We start from the raw sequence: 17120 nt of genomic DNA on the forward strand, positions 1-17120 counted from the left end.
TTTTCTGGCGCGGGAAACGAACGGAGCATACGATGGACAGGACGGCCAGCGGCTGGATAAGCGGATTTATCGGGATGGCGATTTTCTCCGGCTCGCTGCCGGCAACGCGCGCGGCGGTGACGGGTTTCGACCCGGTCTTCCTCACCGTGGCGCGGGCCGCCATTGCCGGCATGCTGGGGCTCGGGCTGCTTTTCGTCTTCCGGCAGAAAAGCCCGGAGCGGCGGGACCTGCTGCCACTCGCGGTCATCGCGCTCGGCGTGGTCGTGGGCTTTCCGCTACTGACGGCGCTCGCCCTGCAGCATATGTCCTCCGCCCATTCGGTGGTTTTCATCGGCCTGCTGCCGCTGTCCACCGCGATCTTCGGCGTGCTGCGGGGCGGCGAGCGCCCGCGCCCGGCCTTCTGGCTGTTTTCGCTCGCCGGCAGCGCACTTGTCGCCGGCTATGCCATGGCGCGGGGAACGGGCGCGGTTTCCGCCGGCGATCTGCTGATGCTCGCCGCCATCGTGATGTGCGGGCTCGGCTATGCGGAGGGCGGGCGCCTGTCACGCAGGCTTGGCGGCTGGCAGGTGATTTCCTGGGCGCTCGTGCTGTCGCTGCCGGTCATGCTGCCGCTCGCCGTTCTCACCATGCCGGGGTCGTTCGCGCAGGTGGGCGCGCCCGCGTGGACGGGGCTGGCCTACGTCTCGCTGTTCAGCATGCTGATCGGCTTCGTCTTCTGGTATCGCGGGCTGGCGCTGGGCGGGATCGCCGCCGTCGGGCAGCTCCAGCTGCTCCAGCCGTTCCTCGGCCTCGGCCTCGCGGCCATGTTGCTGCACGAGACCGTGAGCGGAGCGATGCTGGCCGTGACGCTCGGCGTGGTGGTGTGCGTCGCCGGTGCGCGGAAATTCTCCGCATAAGAAACATCACCCCGGAAACGGTGTCCGTTTCCGGGGTGAAAGGTCAATCGAAAGGCAGGCCCTTATCCGGCCCGCCGCGCCTTCAGCTCCAGCCGGCGGCGGTGGAGCACCGGCTCGGTGTAGCCGTTCGGCTGCACGCGGCCCGTCAGCACCAGATCGAGCGCGGCCTGGAAGGCGATCGAGTCGTCATAGTCCTTCGCCATCGGCGTGTAGAACGGATCGTCGGCGTTCTGACCGTCGACGACGATCGCCATGCGCCGGAAGGTCTCAAGCACCTGCTCCTCGCTGACGACATCGTGATACAGCCAGTTCGCGATGTGCTGGGCGGAAATGCGCAGCGTCGCCCGGTCTTCCATCAGGCCGACGTTGTTGATGTCCGGCACCTTGGAGCAGCCGATGCCCTGGTCCACCCAGCGGACGACGTAGCCGAGAATGCCCTGGGCGTTGTTGTCCAGCTCGCGCTGGATTTCCTCCGCCGTCCAGTTCGGACGCGGCACGACCGGCACGGACAGGATATCGGAAAGCTTGGCGCGCGGGCGGCTCTTGAGGCTTTCCTGAACGGCCGCCACATCGACCTTGTGGTAATGCGTCGCGTGCAGAGTAGCCGCGGTGGGCGACGGCACCCAGGCGGTGTTGGCGCCGGCCTTGGGATGGGCGATCTTCTGCTCCAGCATCGCGGCCATCAGGTCGGGCATGGCCCACATGCCCTTGCCGATCTGCGCATGGCCGGAGAGGCCGCACGCCAGCCCGACGTCGACATTCGCGTTCTCGTAGGCCGCGATCCACGTCGCCTGCTTCATGTCGCCCTTGCGGATCATGGGACCGGCCTCCATAGACGTATGGATCTCGTCGCCGGTGCGGTCGAGGAAGCCGGTGTTGATGAACACCACGCGCTCGCGCGCCTCGCGGATGCAGGCCTTGAGGTTGATGGTCGTGCGGCGTTCCTCGTCCATGATGCCCATCTTGAGCGTGTTGGCGGGCAGGCCGAGCACGTCTTCCACGCGCGCGAAGATTTCGGATGCGAAGGCGACCTCCTCCGGCCCGTGCATCTTCGGCTTCACCACGTACATGGAGCCGGCGCGCGAGTTCTGGCGGCGACCTTGCGGCCCGACATCGTGGATGGCGATGAGCCCCGTCACCAGCGCATCGAGGATACCTTCCGGCACTTCACGGCCATCCTGGTCCAGCACGGCCGGGTTGGTCATCAGGTGGCCGACGTTGCGCACCAGCATGAGCGAACGGCGCTTCAGCATGAAGCCGGAGCCGTCCGGCGCGTTGTATTCCGTATCCGGATTGAGGCGGCGGGTGAACGTCTTGCCGCCCTTGGCGACCTCTTCCGAAAGGTCGCCCTTCATCAGGCCCAGCCAGTTGCCGTAAACGACGACCTTGTCCTCGGCGTCGACAGCCGCGACGGAATCCTCGCAGTCCATGATCGTGGTGATAGCCGATTCCAGCCAGACATCGGAAATCTTCGCCGGGTCGTCCTTGCCGATGAGCGTCGTGGCGTCGATCAGGATTTCGATATGCAGGCCGTGCCTGGCGAGAAGCAGACGGGTCGGCGACGAGGCTTCACCGAGATAGCCGGCGAACTGCGCGGGCTCGGCGAGGTCCACGGTGCGCCCGTCCTGCAGCGCGACGGCCAGCTTGCCGCCGGCCACGGAGAACGAGGCGGCCGCGGTCCAGCTCGCGCCGGCGAGCGGCACCGACTGATCGAGGAAATCGCGCACCCAGGCAATGACCTTCGCGCCGCGCACGGGATTATAGCCCGCGCCCTTTTCCGCGCCGTCCGTCTCCGGAATGGCGTCGGTGCCATAGAGCGCATCGTAGAGCGAACCCCAGCGGGCGTTGGCGGCGTTGAGCGCATAGCGGGCGTTCATGACCGGGACGACGAGCTGCGGCCCCGCGATCTCGGCGATCTCGGGATCGACGTTGCCGGTCGAAACCGCGAAGTCCGGCCCTTCCGGCAGCAGGTAACCGATCTCGCGCAGGAAAGCCTCGTAGGCGTCCTGATCGGTGGGCGCGCCGTTCTTGCGATACCAGTCGTCGATCTGCGCCTGAAGGGCATCGCGCCTGGCAAGCAGTTCGCGGTTCTTCGGTGCGAGATCGTGAACGATCTGCGAGAAGCCGGAGAAGAAGCGATCCGCATCGACGCCGGTGCCGGGAAGTGCCTCCTTCACCAGAAAGTCGTGGAGCTTCTCGTCTATCGCCAAACCGTAACGATCTATCCTAGCCATCCTTGCCTCCGGATTCTTATGCCTGGAAAGATATCTCCCCCGCGCCGGGATGAATAGCAACTGGCACAAATGTGAAATGACTTGTGCCTGGCGCGAAACAATAGGAACAAAATCAAACGGCGAAACAGTGCATCGGCCGGGCGCGACATGCGGTAAGAAACTCCGCGCGCCTCGTGGGCCGGTCACCCGTCTACCATCAAATCCGGCGGACGAACAGCCGGTGACGGCCTGTCATTCGCGATACGAATCGTGAAATGCAGCGCCGTTCCTGCTATGGTCCTCACGCGATGTTCACCGGAACGGGAAAGCGTGACCCGGATGGGACGATGACCGGCAACGACGCCGACAGCTGCGAAGCCCCGGACGTGCTGCGGCGCATCGTCCATATCGACATGGATGCGTTCTATGCGTCGGTCGAGCAGCGCGACAATCCCGACTTGCGCGGCAGGCCAGTCGCGGTCGGCGGCTCCCGCGAACGCGGCGTCGTCGCGGCGGCGAGCTATGAGGCGCGCCGGTTCGGCGTGCGCTCCGCCATGCCTTCCATCACCGCCAGGCGCAAGTGCCCGGACCTCATCTTCGTCCCGCCCCGCTTCGACACCTATCGCGCCATCTCGCTCCAGATCCGCCGGATATTCGCCGGATATACACCACTGATCGAGCCGCTGTCGCTGGACGAGGCCTATCTCGACGTCACCGAGAACCTGCGCGGCATTGCGAGTGCCACCGAAGTCGCGCAGCGCATCCGTGCCGAAATCAAGGCAGAAACCGCGCTCACCGCGTCCGCCGGGGTATCCTACAACAAGTTTCTGGCCAAGCTGGCCTCAGACCAGAACAAGCCGGACGGCCTGTTCGTCATCACCCCGCGCATGGGCGCGGCCTTCGTCGAGGCGCTGCCGGTCGGCCGCTTCCACGGCATCGGCCCCGCGACGGCGGCGAAGATGAACCGGCTTGGCATCGCCACCGGCCTCGACCTGCGCACCCGCACCCTGCCGTTCCTGCAGGAGCACTTCGGCAAGGCCGGCACGTTCTACTACTGGATTTCCCGCGGCATCGACCGCCGCCCCGTCCAGCCGAACCGCATCCGCAAGTCCATCGGCAACGAAGATACCTTCGACACCGACCTGTTCACGCCCGGCGAGGCGCGCGACGCGCTGCGGCCGCTGATCGAGAAGCTCTGGCGCCATTGCGAGGCCAATAACATCCGCGGCCGCACCATTACCCTCAAGGTGAAATACGCCGATTTCCAGCAGATCACCCGCAGCCACACGCTGCCCGCCGCCGTCGATACGCAGGTCACCATCTCGCAGACGGTCGACAGCCTGCTCGCCCCGCTGTTTCCCACACCCAAGGGCATCCGCCTGCTCGGCGTCACGCTGTCGTCGCTCGGGGACGTACACGAGGCACCGGAGGCACCGCGCCAGTTGGCCCTGCCGATCTTCTGAACGTTTCCGGCGTGAGCACCGTCAAACGGGCGTCAGTTCAGTCCGCCTCCCCTTCCCGCCCGGCAAGCCCGTCGCCCGCCGTTTTCGGCAGAAAGAAGAACGATATGCATGACGCCGCCGAAACAAGGGCGATGATGACGAAGGACGTGGCGAACGCCGTGGCGGTCAACTGCCCCGCACCGCCGGAGTTGAAATGGAGCAACGCGGCGGCGGCCGCGACACCGGTGCCCTGCGATATGCGTTGCGCCATTTGCGAGAGCGAGGTCGCGTGGCTCATCTTCGCATCCGGCACCTCGGCGAAGGCCAGCGTATTGATGCTGGTGAACTGCAGTGCGCGGAACACGCCGCCAAGGAAGATCACCAGCATCATCGCCAGCGGAGCCGTGTCGTTCGCGAAGGTGGCGAAAAGGCCCGTGCAGAAACTGGCAAGCAGCGCGTTCCACAACAGCACGGAACGGAAGCCGAAGCGACGCAGGACATTGCGCGTCATCGCGCGCATGCCGAACGCCCCTATCGCGGAGACGAACGTGATGGCGCCCGACTCCAGCGGCGTGTACCCGAATATCTCCTGCATCAGCAGGGGCAGCATGAAGGGCACCGCGCCGAAACCGATGCGGAACAGCGAGCCGCCAAGCAGGCTCGAACGGAATGTCGGATAGCGGAAGAGGTCGATATCGAGAATCGGATCCGGCCGGCGTCGGGCATGCCGGACGTACAGCGCCAGGCAAACGAGCCCGGCGGATGCGGGCAGGAGTTGCCGCGCACTGATTTCACGCGCCAGGGAATCGAGGCTGAAGATGACCGCGCCGACACCGACCCCCAACAGCACGAACCCGACGAAGTCGAAAGACGTCCGCGCCTCCGGCGGAATCGGTCCGATCAGCAGGAGCGTCAGGATGATCGCCAGCACGCCGAAGGGCAGATTGATCCAGAAAATCCAGTGCCATGAGCTGATATGCGTGATGAAGCCGCCGAACAGCGGGCCGATGACCGGCCCGGCCACCGCCGGCATGCTCATCAGCACCATCGCGGAGACGAGGTCCGAACGCGGCACGGAGCGGACGAGGATGAGGCGCGCGGTTGGCAGCATCATCGCCGCGCCCGCCCCCTGTATGAAGCGCGCCAGAACGAGCATCGTCAGGCTGACAGACGCCGCGCAGGCGAGCGACGCGAGCGTGAACACGGCAATCGCGGCGCAGAAAACCCGCCGCGCGCCAAAACGGTCCGCTACCCAGCCGCTCAGGGGCAGGAAAACGCTGAGCGACAGCAGATACGTCGTGATGGCCGAATGCAGGCTCAGCGCAGGGACGCCCAGATCCTGCGCCATGGAGGGCAAGGCCGTCGCTATCGCCGTGGAATCGATCTGCTGCATGATGAGCGACGAGGCAACGATCAGCGGAACAGCCTTATGTAACTGCAAATCCTGACTTTTTACGTTGCCCACCGATCTCACCCGGCCTGCCTGCGACAAACGGTCCACCGGGATAGTTAGTCGATTTTCCTCTCCCGCGCCAGCGTGCACGGCGGGCAGGCTCAGGCGGTTCCGGTCGCGCCACTGTCTGCGCACCCCATAACAGTTTGCATTCAAGTCGATCCATCGAGTTGAACGCAAACTGCCATAAAACGAGAAAAACTCTAAGTCACCAGCCCCTGGACCGGGCGCAAGTCCGCCGTGCCGGGGAATACCTTTTCCGCCAGTACCGGCCCGGACAGGCCGAACAGATCGGCGACCACGCCCTTGGCAACTGCCCTGATGTCGGTCGTCGGTTTCAGGTCGCGCTTTTCGTAGAGTTGCTCCGGCCTCAGGCCCGGCCAGTCGGCGAGCATCCTGCCGCCCCGCACGGCTCCGCCCACGAGGAAGGCGACCGTGCCCGTGCCATGATCCGTGCCGACCGTGCCGTTGACCTGCGCGGTGCGGCCGAACTCCGTCGCCACCATCACCACGCTGTCCTTCCACACCGGCGCCAGTCCCCGTTCCAGAACCGCGAGCGCGCCGTCGAGGCCGCCGAGCAGGTTGGCGAGCCGCCCCTTCGCGCCGCCTTCGTTGGCATGTGTATCCCAGCCCTCGAAAGCCAGCGCCGCGATGCGCGGCCCGTCGTCTGCGCCGACCAGTCCGGCAGCGCCTTCGGCGATGCGCCGCATCCCGTCCGCCGTGTCCGGACCGCCGCCGCCCTTCTTGTCGCCCTGCATGCCGCGCCGGCTCGCGATGCGCTCCGTTTCGAGCGCTTCTGCGAGCACCCGCGCAAGCGCCGGATCGCGCTGGCCGTAGAGGTCTCCGAGGCGCGCAAGCAGGTCGTCTCCCGCCCGCGCCATGCGCGGCGGCGCCCATCCCAGCACCGGCGCGGCGCCGCGCACGACGAGCGGCGGCACCACGCCGACGCCCAGCACGCCGGCGCGGGACACGGCATCGCCCGCCGGCAGGCTGGCGATCATGCGGTTCAGCCAGCCGCTTTCCGTCCGCCCCGGGCCGTTCTGCCCGCTTTCGAGCACATCCTGCCCGTCGAAATGCGAGCGCTCGCGATAGCCGGTCGCGGCCGCGTGGACGATCAGCGCGTCGCCGGCGGCATAAAGCCTCGCCAGATTCGGCATGGCGGGATGCAGATAGAAGAAGCCGTCGAGCGGGAGCGCCGCCTCGGCGCCGTCCTTGGCGAGGGCGATGCCTTCCCGCAGCCCGGCGTAAGCGGGATCGCCGATCGGCGGCACGGCGGAGAGCCCGTCGAGCGCGCCACGCAGGATCACCAGCAGGAAGCGTGCATCGCGGCTGCCGGCCGAGGCATAGGCGAATTTCGGCATGAAGGACCAGGCGAAGAGCGCTCCGGCCGCGCCCAGCACGGCGCGGCGCGAGGGCGTCATCCGTTCGCAATCGTCATCGCGATCATCATGATGGGCCATCGGTTCATCTCCGTTGGAATTCAGGCGACATCAGCAGCAGCGCCAGCGCCTGCGGTTTGCTTTCGGCGCGCGCGACAGCCTGCCGCGTTTCGGGCGTCAGCAGCGGCCCCAGTATTTCCTCGCTCAACTGCCGCGGATCGGCGATGCCGCCCGCCGCCTGCTGCCCCAGCCTTGCCGCCACGTCGATGCGCGTCTTCAGTCCCTGTGGCGACGCCCACGCGGCGTTGGTGTCGGGATAGCCGTTCGGCCCCGGGGGCTGCCAGACGGGCTGGCCCATCACGCCGAGCGTGCCGAGGACCTGACCGGCGTCGGGCTCGCGCCCGAGAGCGCGGAAAGCGGCGATCAGAAACTCCTGCGGCGAGCGGATCTTGGCCGGTTCCGCACTCCACACCGCATCGCTCTCCACCAGCGCACGCGAAACCACGGCGAGATCGCCCTCGCTGCGCCGGAACGCCGCCGCGATGTCGTCGACGAGTGCGGCGGGCGGCTCGTCCGCGACGAAGTGCCGGACGAGCTTGGTCGCCACGAACCGCGCCGTTGCCGGATGCCGCGCGAGATCGGCGAGCGCCGCCACCCCCTGGGCCTTGTCGGGCTGGTCGTAAAGCTTGCCGAGCAGTTGTTGCGCGCCGGGCTCGTGTATCCGCGGATTGAAGGCGAAGACGCCGGGCGTGCCCAGCGCACCATTTCTGGGCGCCACCATCCAGCCCGTGATGATCCGCGCCAGGCTGGTGACATCGGCCTGCGTATAGCCGCCGCCGACGCCTAGAGTGTGCAGTTCGAGAATCTCGCGCCCGAGGTTCTCGTTGAGCCCTCGCCCGCGCCGGTTGCCGGCCGGTGAGTTGGGGCCGGTCGACAGCTGGTTGTCGAGGTATTCGAGCATCGCCGGGTGGCTTTCGGCGGCGAGCAGCATATCCGCGAAATGGCCGAAGATATGCGGCCTGATCGCCTCGCGCTCGAAAGCGCCGGCCATGATCCGCGTCGTGGTGTTCTTGTTGACGGCGACGCAGAAATGGTTGGACCAGAACTGCACCAGCCGCTCGCCAAAGCCGGCGGGCGCTTCGAGCGCGAGTCGGGTGCGCGCCATCACCTCGTCGCGATAGATACGCGCGGGCAGCGGCGGCTCGGCGGGCGGTCTGGGCGCCGCCGCGCCGCCGTCCGCTCCGGCGCCGGGCGCCGCCGGCACGTTGGCCTGTGCCACACGCGGCGCCTCGCGGGCTTTCTTTTCCGCATCCGCGAAGGCATAAAACGCCGTGCTGATGTCCGCCGTACCGACATAGGCGATGCCCGCCGGGCGGGCTATGGAATCGGCACGGATTTCGTTCAGGATCAGGTCTCGGGCGCCGTCGAGCAAGGCTTCCGCCTGCCCGATTTTCACGCCGAGGCCAAAACGTTGCAGCCCAACGGCATTCGCGTGCCGTTGCGATCGACTCGCCATGCGTCATCTCCAGCGATATCGACAGGGCCTACAGTAAAACGGAAAAGTATGGCCAAAAGCGGACGGCCGCCGATCGCTGGTTCCGGCATGCGCGCGCTGGAGCGCGTTTCGACCAGAATTCGCTCGAAATAAGGAAGCGAGAATCTATCCTGTTTCAACGTAAACAGGACAGATTCTAGAGAAAAGGCCGGGGAACGCCCCCGGCCCGTCCGTCAAGCGTTGGCCCGCAGGCGTTTGATCAGGATCGGCACGAAGAACACCAGCACCGCGATGCAGAGCAATGTTGCGGACAGCGGCGTGGAAACCAGCACGACCGGGTTGCCCTGCCCCGCCGCCAGCGCCGTGCGCAACTGCACCTCGGCCATGGGCCCCAGGATCAGCCCGATCAGCACGGGCGCTATGGGAAAATCGTAGACGCGCATGACATAGCCCATCAACCCGACGATCACCATGCACACGAGATCGATCACCGATCCCGACACACCCCAGATGCCGATGGTGGCGAACACGAGAATGCCGGCGTAAAGCTGCGGCCGGGGAATGGCGAGCAGCTTCACCCAGATGCCGACAAGCGGCAGGTTCAGCACCAGCAGCATGACGTTGCCGACGTAGAGCGACGCGATCAGGCCCCAGACGAGTTCCGGATTGGACGTGAACAGGAACGGCCCCGGCTGCAGGCCATAGTTCTGGAAGGCCGCCAGCAGCACGGCCGCGGTAGCCGACGTGGGCAGGCCCAGCGTCAGCAGCGGAATCAGGATTCCGGCTGCCGCTGCGTTGTTCGCGGCCTCGGGCCCGGCGACACCCTCGATGGCGCCGCGGCCGAACTCCTTGTGGCGCGCCAGTTTCCGTTCCAGCGTGTAGGACAGCATGGTCGGGATCTCGGAACCGCTGCCCGGCAACGCCCCCATGGGAAAGCCGATCAAAGTACCGCGCAGCCAGGGCTTCCACGATCTCTTCCAGTCCTCCTTCGTCATCCATATCTGCCCTTTGATGGGCAGGGTGCTTTCCGACGTGCCGCGATAGCGGCTGGAGACGTACAGAATTTCGCCAACGGCAAACAGCGAGACGAGCACCACGGTGAGTTCGATGCCGTTGAGCAGCTCCTCCACGCCGAACGTCAGGCGCGGCTGGCCGCTCATGGCATCGATCCCCACGAGCCCCAGCGCCAGCCCGATGAACAGCGAGATGAAGCCGCGCACTCGCGAGGCCCCCATCACCACCGCGACCGAGGTGAACGCCAGAACGGTGAGGGCGAAATAGTCGGAAGGGCGGAAGTAGAACGCAAGCTCCGCCACCGCCGGCGCGGCGAAGGTCAGCACGATGGTGGCGATCGTGCCCGCCACGAACGAACCGATGGCAGCGGTAGCGAGCGCGGCAGCGCCACGGCCCGCCCGCGCCATCTTGTTCCCTTCGAGCGCCGTCATCATGGAGCCGGCCTCGCCGGGCGTATTGATGAGGATCGACGTGGTCGAACCGCCATACATGGCGCCGTAAAGCACGCCGGCGAACATGATGAACGCCGATGTCGGCGCCAGCGAGATCGTGACGGGCAGCAGCAGGGCGATGGTGAGCGCCGGCCCGATCCCCGGCAGGATTCCGATTGCGGTGCCGAGGGCGGAGCCGAACAGCGCCCACAGCAGGTTGGCGGGTTGCAGGGCGACCCCGAACCCGCTCAGCAACAGAGAGAACGTGTCCATTCAGATCCCCGCGACGGGCAGGAAATCGCCCAGTTGCAGCCCCAGCCGGCTGAAGAGGAGCCACGCCAGCGTGCCGAGCACGGCCCCCGACACGAGATCGAGCCCGATCCGGCGCGAGCCGAAGGAGCGCGCCACCAGAGCGAACGACAGCATCGCCGTCAGCGGCAGGCCGAGCGTTTCGATGGTGAGCGCCGGCACGCATGCGGCGGCCAGCGCGGTTACGAACGCGGCCGGATCGGCCTTCTCCGACCCGGAAGCGTCCTCCGCATCCTGGGCCTCGAAAGTTTCGCCGCGCGCGATCTGCACCGTGAGCAGCAGTCCTAGTATCACGAGCGCCGCGCCGACGGCGGTGACGAACAGCCCAGGCCCGATGCCCGCGTGACGGGCGCCTTGCGGAAGCTGATATCCGCCGTAAAGGCACACGAGGCCAAGTGCGATGACGGCGGCACCAAGCCACCACGGGCGCGCGGAGGGTGTCTCCCGCGCCCGTGCCGCTTCTCCCTCGCGGGACAATTCTTCACTGGGCAAGGCCGGCTTCCTTCAGGATCTTGCCGATCCGCTCACTTTCGGCGGCAATGAAGGTGCCGAACTGCTGGCCCGGCAGGAAGAAAGCGTCCCACCCCTGCTTTTCGAGCACGCCCTTCCAGGCGGGAGTCTCGCTCAGCTTGGTGAAGCGGTCCACCCACGCGGCATAGTTGTCCTCCGGCATGCCCGGCGCGCCGAGAATGCCGCGCCAGTTGGCGATCTCGACATCGAAGCCCGCTTCCTTGAAAGTGGGCACTTCCAGCCCCTTCACGCGCTCGGCGGAGGTGATGGCGAGGATGCGGACGCGCCCCTGCTCGGCGAACTGGGCGAATTCGGAGATGCCGGAGAAGCCCGCCGTCAGCGTGCCGTTGACGATGCCCGTGACCGTCTCGGCGCCGCTCGTCTGCGGAATGTAGTTCAGCTCGGCAACAGGCACGCCGGCGCTCTGCGCCAGCAACGCAAGCGCGATGTGGTCGACGCCGCCGGCGGAGCCGCCGCCGACCGCCGTTCCGCCCGGGTTGCTCTTCAGTGCCGCCACCAGATCCTGAAGGGTCTTGTGGGGCGAGTTCTGGGCCACCGCGATGACGAGATATTCAGCCGTCAGGCGGGCAACGGGCCGGAACTTGGCAAGGTCGATCGGCGAGTTGTTCAGCACGATCGAGCCCACCGTGATCGCACCGAAAACGGCGAGGGCATCGGGTTTGCCGGCCTGCTGCCGCTGAAATTCCGCAAGGCCGATCGTGCCCCCGGCCCCACCCTTGTTGGTGAAGTTGACGCCGCCCTTGTAAAGACCGGCGGCATTCAACGCCTGAAAGGCCTGCCGGCCGGTGGCGTCCCAGCCGCCGCCGGGGTTGGCCGGCAGCATGACATTCACCTGTGCCTGCGCGCTTGAAATGAAAGCGGCGGCCATAATCGCCAGCGGCAACAGAAACGACTTCAATCTCATGTCACGTCTCCTCCCGCGCCTCGCCCTGCGGATTTCCGGATATCGGTCCCGGTTCAACGACCGCAGCGTACGGCGCATGATGAATCTGCACGACGCTCACGTCGCAGACTCGATGGCAAATTACGTTCACGCCTATTGAGGAAAGTCAACGACGCAAGGCGCTGCTACATTGCAACGAATCCAGGTTCGTGGCCGCGCGGGCTTATCCGTACCAGCACAGGCCTTTCGGCAGTCGCGAAAACCCGACGGCCCGCAGGACGAGCGCAACGGGCGCGGCGGAGACGGGCTGATCGTCCACAGTCTCGATCGTGAAGCTCGCGGTTCTCGCACGCTTGAGCGTGGCCGCAAGAGCCGCGCCTGTGGCGACAAGCGTATCGGGCGTCGCCGGATCGCCGACATCGGCGTAGGTAAGGAGATGGCGCCCGCCCGGCGCGAGCCAGAGCACGAGGCGCCCGTCGCGGATGACGACGAGCCCGCCGGCACGCCGGGTGGGCCGCATGCCGGAGGCATGGGCCGGCCACGGCAGCGTCGCGCCGAAAGGGTTGGCCGGATCGGCGGCGGACAGCGCGACGGCGGGCGAAGCGGCAGGACACGCCTCGGCCAGTTCACGGAGCCGGTCGATGGTGGCGTGATCGGCGAACTGGGCCGCGCCGAGCCCCTCGACAAAACGCCCGCGCAACACCCGCCCGGCATCTTCCATGCTGCGGAACACGCGCTGCAGCGCGGGAAATCCGCCGGGAACCTCCTCTGAAACCGCTGCGCCACGGGTGACGACGCCATACCGGTCGAGAAGCCCCTCGACGAGAGCGAGAGCGCGCGCCGTGTCGCTGATCGGCTCGCGATGCAGCAGCGACCACCGGCCGGCCAGCGTGGGGTCGCTGAGGGTCGCGACGCCAGCCCCATCGACTGCCCCGGCGAGAATGGAGGTGTGGAATCCGCCGCGCCGGTGCACGGTGCGGGTTCTGCGGGAGCGGTGCGATGCGTGGAAGCCGGTGAGCGCGCGCATCGTAGACCAGGTATCGGTGGTGACGCAGCCGGCCCACACCAGCCCCCATAATGCGCCGTGCAGATCGGAGGCCGTCATCTCTCCCGCGCCCCCTGCGCTGGCGAGGCGCGCCCGGGCCAGATCGGCGATCTGGCGGACGAAGTAGGCGCCGCCATCGGCGAGCACTGTGAGGATCGCCCGTTGCAGCGGCGTCAGGCGCGCCGCCGTATCGGGATCGGGGCCGGCCGGCAAGGTTTCGGCGGCCAGCTCGCGCAGGTGCAGGGCGACCAGCCCGTCCTCGTCGCCGAGCCGCCCGTGGCCGGACCAGAACACCTCTCCCGTGGCGATAAGTTCGTCGAGCATGCCGGGCGAATAGTCGCGCACGCGGGCGGGCAGGATGTGACGCTCCCACAGCGACGCGGGCAGCGGCAGGCCGGCGAGCTGCTCCGCGACACGGGCGACGCCGTCGCTGCCCTGCAAGGCCGCCACGGCCGGCATGCCGGCATCGGGCGCCGCATGGCCCGCGGCCTCGATGAACACGTTCTGCCGCTCCAGAAGCTGGCGGACGTAGGCGGACTGGCCCACCGGGCGCGTGGCCTCGCGGGCGGCCTGCAGGGAACGGATGCGCAGGCGGCGGAACACCTCCTCCCACACCCATTCATGCCGCGCCAGCGGACTTTGCTGCGTCCCGGCGCCGTCGCTCTGCCGCGCCGCGCCGAAGCTGCCGCGCAGCACCCGGCCCTGCTCCCGCAGCCGGTCCAGCGCCTCGTCGGCGACCGAGACGCCAAGCCCGAACCGGGCAGCCGCCTGCCCGGTGGTGAACGGTGTGTGCGTGCGCGCATATCGGGCGATCAGGTCGCGCAGCGGGTCTGCGACAGGTTCCAGAAACGCGGCGGGAATGCCGGCAGGCAGGCGCACCCCGAGCGCATCGCGCAGCCGCGCGGCGTCCTCGACCGCCGCCCATCGCTCTTCCGCGCCGATGCGCACGCGGATCGCCCGGCGCGCCGCTTCGAGCGCCGCCAGATGCTCCTCCCCCGCGCCTTCCGGCACCATACGGGCAACGACCTCGGCGGCGGACAGCGGCCCGAGTTCGCGCAGCAGATCGGCCACGCCCTCGACACCGGCCACGCGCCGCTCGGGGGCGATGCGCTGCAACTCGGCCTCGACCTGTTCGACGACGGTGGGGTCGAGAAGCTCACCCAGATCGACCTGCCCGAGCAGATCGCCGAGCAGCCCGCTGTCCAGAGACAGCAGGGACGCGCGCCGCTCGGCCAGCGGCGCGTCGCCTTCGTACATGAATTCGTCGACATAGCCGAACAGCAGGCTCGCCGCGAAGGGAGACGGCGTCTCGGTGGTGACCTCGACGAGACGCACCGCCCCGGCGGCGAGGCGCCGCATCAGGGCGTCGAGGGCCGGCAGGTCGTAGACGTCCTGCAGGCATTCGCGCGCGGTTTCGACGAGAATCGGAAAATCGGGATGATCGCGCGCCACGTCGAGCAGTTGGCCCGCGCGGAGCCGCTGCTGCCACAGCGGCGAACGGCGGCCCGGATTGCGGCGCGGCAGCAGCAGGGCGCGCGCCGCGCATTCCCGGAACCGGGCCGCGAAGAGCGCCGAGGTGCCCACCGCGTCGGTGACGAGCCGCTGCATGCCATCCGCGTTGAACGTGAACAGCTCCGCGCCGGGCACCCGGCCGTCGGTATCCGGCAAGCGGGCGATGATCCCGTCGTCGCCCGCCACCACGGACGCATCCACGCCGAACCGCTGACGGACGCGGTCGGAAATCGCCAGCGCCCAAGGGGCATGCACACGCCGCCCGTAGGGCGAGTGCAGCAGCAGCCGCCAGTCGCCGACTTCGTCCCGGCAGCGTTCGACCACCAGCGTGCGGTCGGTGGGCAGCGCGCCGGTCGCATCGCGCTGCTCGCCGACGAGGCCGAGCAGATTCGCGATCGCATTGCCCTCCAGTCCGGCCCCATGCAGGCGCGCCTCGATCCGGGGGCTCGGCCCGGCGCCCTCGCTGGCGGCATCGGCGTCGATATCGCGCAGGAAGGCGCCGATCGTCTCGCCCAGTTCGGCGGGACGGCCCGGTCCGTCTCCGCGCCAGAACGGCAGCCGTGCCGACCGGCCGGGCGCCGGCGTGACCACGACCTGATCGTTGGTGATCTGCAGGATGCGCCATGACGTCGCCCCGAGGGTGATCACATCGTTCACGCGCGACTCGTAGACCATTTCCTCGTCGAGTTCGCCCACGCGGCGGGAGCCTGCCTGTTCCTCGCCCTCCGGCAGCACGACGCTGAACGCACCCCTGTCGGGGATCGTGCCACCGCTCGTCACCGCCAGATGCTGCGCGCCCGGGCGGGCGGTGAGCACGCCGCTCTCCCGATCCCAGACCAGCCGGGGGCGAAACCCCGCGAACTCGTCGGACGAATACCTGCCCGCGAGCATGTCAAGGGTTGCGTCAAAGACGCTGCGCGGCAGTTCGCGGAACGGCTCCGCCCGCCGCACAGTCGCATACCAGTCGTCGACGCCGGCCGGGTCCATGGCGACCGCGGCGACGGTCTGCTGCGCGAGCACGTCAAGCGGATTGCGCGGCGGGCTGATCGCCTCGATGTTCCCGGCCAGCATGCTTTCAACCGTGACGGCAGCATCCACCAGATCGCGGCGGGTGCGCGGATAGATCAGCCCCGCCGACGTGCCGCCCACCTGATGGCCGGCACGGCCCACCCGTTGCAGCGCGCTCGCCACCGACGGCGGCGCGGCGACCTGAATCACCAGCTCCACCAGCCCCATGTCTATGCCCAGTTCGAGGCTGGAGGTGGCGACGACGCAGCGTAGCTCGCCGGACTTCAGCGCCCGTTCGATATCGGCCCGCTGTTCCTTGGAGACCGAGCCATGATGCGAACGCGCGATCAGGGCCGGCACGCCGGCCGTGCGCCCGCTGGTGCCGCCGGACGACGACACGTATTGCATGGCCTGCTCTCCCCCGCCGGCGGCCGCGTCGGCGAACCGTTCCGCGTAAAGCTCGTTCAGCCGCGCCGTCAGTTTTTCCGCCAGGCCGCGGGAGTTGGCGAACACGATGGTCGAGCGAGCGGCGAGAACCCGGTCGAGAATGCTGGCCTCGACGTGCGGCCAGATCGAGCCGACCTGTGCCGGGCCGTCGGCAGCTTCCGGCTGGTTGCCGGCGTGCGCCGGCAGGTCCGTCATATCCTCCACCGGCACCACGATCCGCACGTCGAGCCGCCGCTCCGATGGCGGGTTCACCACTGTCACCGGCCGCGCGCCGCCAAGGAAGCTGGCGACCCGGTCCACCGGGCGCACCGTCGCCGACAGGCCGACCCGTTGCGCAGGCTGCGGCAGCAGCAGGTCCAGACGCTCCAGACTCAGCGCCAGATGCGAGCCGCGCTTGGTGCCGGCAACGGCGTGGACCTCGTCGACGATCACCGTGCGGACGCCGCGCAACGTCTCGCGCGCTTTCGACGTCAGCATCAGGTAGAGCGATTCCGGCGTCGTGATCAGGATGTCCGGCGGCCGCCGCGCCAGGCTCGCGCGTTCGGAGACGGGCGTATCGCCCGTGCGCATGCCCACCGTCACCTCGACCTCCGGATCGCCCCGGCGCTTGCGCTGCGCGCCGACCCCGTGCAGCGGGACGCGCAGGTTACGCTGGATGTCGGCGCCCAGCGCCTTGATCGGCGAGATGTAGAGCACCCGCGTCTGCGTCTTCGGTGCATGGTGCTGCGCGCTCGCGGCGGCGTCCCGCGTCCGCTCGTCGAACAGCCGGTCGATCGCATGCAGGAAGGCCGCCAGCGTCTTGCCCGAACCCGTGGGCGCGATGACCAGGGCGCACTCGCCCGCGCCTATGGCCGCCCACGCGGCCTGCTGAACCGCTGTCGGCGACTCGAACGCCGAGGCGAACCATGCGCGCGTGGCAGGGGTGAACCCCGCGAGCGGATCCGTGACGGGTTTCACCGGCACAGACGGCGCGGCGCCAGCATCGTCAACCAAGTTCGACCTCCTCCACGGAAGACGCGACGCGCCGGCTCCCTGCCGCGCGCAACATCCCGGCGAAATATG

At 68.1% G+C, this 17120-nt stretch carries 10 protein-coding genes; 2 read left to right on the forward strand and 8 right to left on the reverse strand.

The genetic code is table 11. From position 1 onward, the window contains the following. The first annotated feature begins 32 nt into the window (after positions 1 to 32). Positions 33 to 896: a DMT family transporter gene (locus ACFFJ7_RS15850; protein ID WP_166955365.1), complete on the forward strand. Its 864-nt coding sequence runs from the start codon at positions 33 to 35 to the stop codon at positions 894 to 896. 62 nt (positions 897 to 958) lie between these two features. Here ACFFJ7_RS15850 and ACFFJ7_RS15855 read toward each other — a convergent pair whose 3' ends face one another. Then, positions 959 to 3130, reverse strand: coding sequence for a malate synthase G (locus ACFFJ7_RS15855; protein WP_377593576.1), 2172 nt, complete (start codon positions 3128 to 3130; stop codon positions 959 to 961). 326 nt (positions 3131 to 3456) lie between these two features. Here ACFFJ7_RS15855 and dinB point away from each other — a divergent pair, with 326 nt between their 5' ends. Continuing rightward, positions 3457 to 4572 (forward strand): DNA polymerase IV, encoded by a 1116-nt coding sequence (gene dinB, locus ACFFJ7_RS15860; RefSeq protein ID WP_377593578.1) that lies wholly within the window; start codon positions 3457 to 3459, stop codon positions 4570 to 4572. 37 nt (positions 4573 to 4609) lie between these two features. Here the strand turns inward: dinB and ACFFJ7_RS15865 are convergent, their stop codons facing one another. The 7 genes from ACFFJ7_RS15865 to ACFFJ7_RS15895 form a co-directional block, all read right to left on the reverse strand. Next, a complete protein-coding gene (locus ACFFJ7_RS15865) occupies positions 4610 to 5992 on the reverse strand; it encodes a DHA2 family efflux MFS transporter permease subunit (protein ID WP_377593580.1) in 1383 nt (460 codons plus the stop codon). Between the two features lie 215 nt (positions 5993 to 6207). Then, positions 6208 to 7464 carry a DUF1501 domain-containing protein gene (locus tag ACFFJ7_RS15870; protein ID WP_377593582.1) on the reverse strand — a complete coding sequence of 419 codons (1257 nt, stop codon included), beginning with the start codon at positions 7462 to 7464 and terminating at the stop codon, positions 6208 to 6210. Positions 7465 to 7468: 4 nt separating this feature from the next. Beyond that, on the reverse strand, positions 7469 to 8899 hold the full coding sequence (locus tag ACFFJ7_RS15875) for a DUF1800 domain-containing protein (RefSeq protein ID WP_377593584.1): 1431 nt from the start codon (positions 8897 to 8899) through the stop codon (positions 7469 to 7471). Positions 8900 to 9111: 212 nt separating this feature from the next. Further along, the gene (locus ACFFJ7_RS15880; RefSeq protein WP_166955375.1) at positions 9112 to 10596 is read right to left on the reverse strand and encodes a tripartite tricarboxylate transporter permease; all 1485 of its coding nucleotides are present in this window, start codon (positions 10594 to 10596) and stop codon (positions 9112 to 9114) included. After that, complete coding sequence (locus tag ACFFJ7_RS15885; protein WP_377593586.1) at positions 10597 to 11124, reverse strand: tripartite tricarboxylate transporter TctB family protein; 528 nt, start codon at positions 11122 to 11124, stop codon at positions 10597 to 10599. Next, positions 11114 to 12067, reverse strand: coding sequence for a Bug family tripartite tricarboxylate transporter substrate binding protein (locus ACFFJ7_RS15890; protein ID WP_166955377.1), 954 nt, complete (start codon positions 12065 to 12067; stop codon positions 11114 to 11116). Before ACFFJ7_RS15890 ends, ACFFJ7_RS15885 begins: the two co-directional genes overlap by 11 nt. 202 nt (positions 12068 to 12269) lie before the next feature. Next, complete coding sequence (locus ACFFJ7_RS15895; RefSeq protein WP_377593588.1) at positions 12270 to 17051, reverse strand: ATP-dependent helicase; 4782 nt, start codon at positions 17049 to 17051, stop codon at positions 12270 to 12272. Between the last annotated feature and the right edge of the window lie 69 nt (positions 17052 to 17120).

The sequence above is a fragment of the Pseudochelatococcus lubricantis genome (genome assembly GCF_042432495.1).
Lineage (GTDB): Bacteria > Pseudomonadota > Alphaproteobacteria > Rhizobiales > Beijerinckiaceae > Pseudochelatococcus > Pseudochelatococcus lubricantis.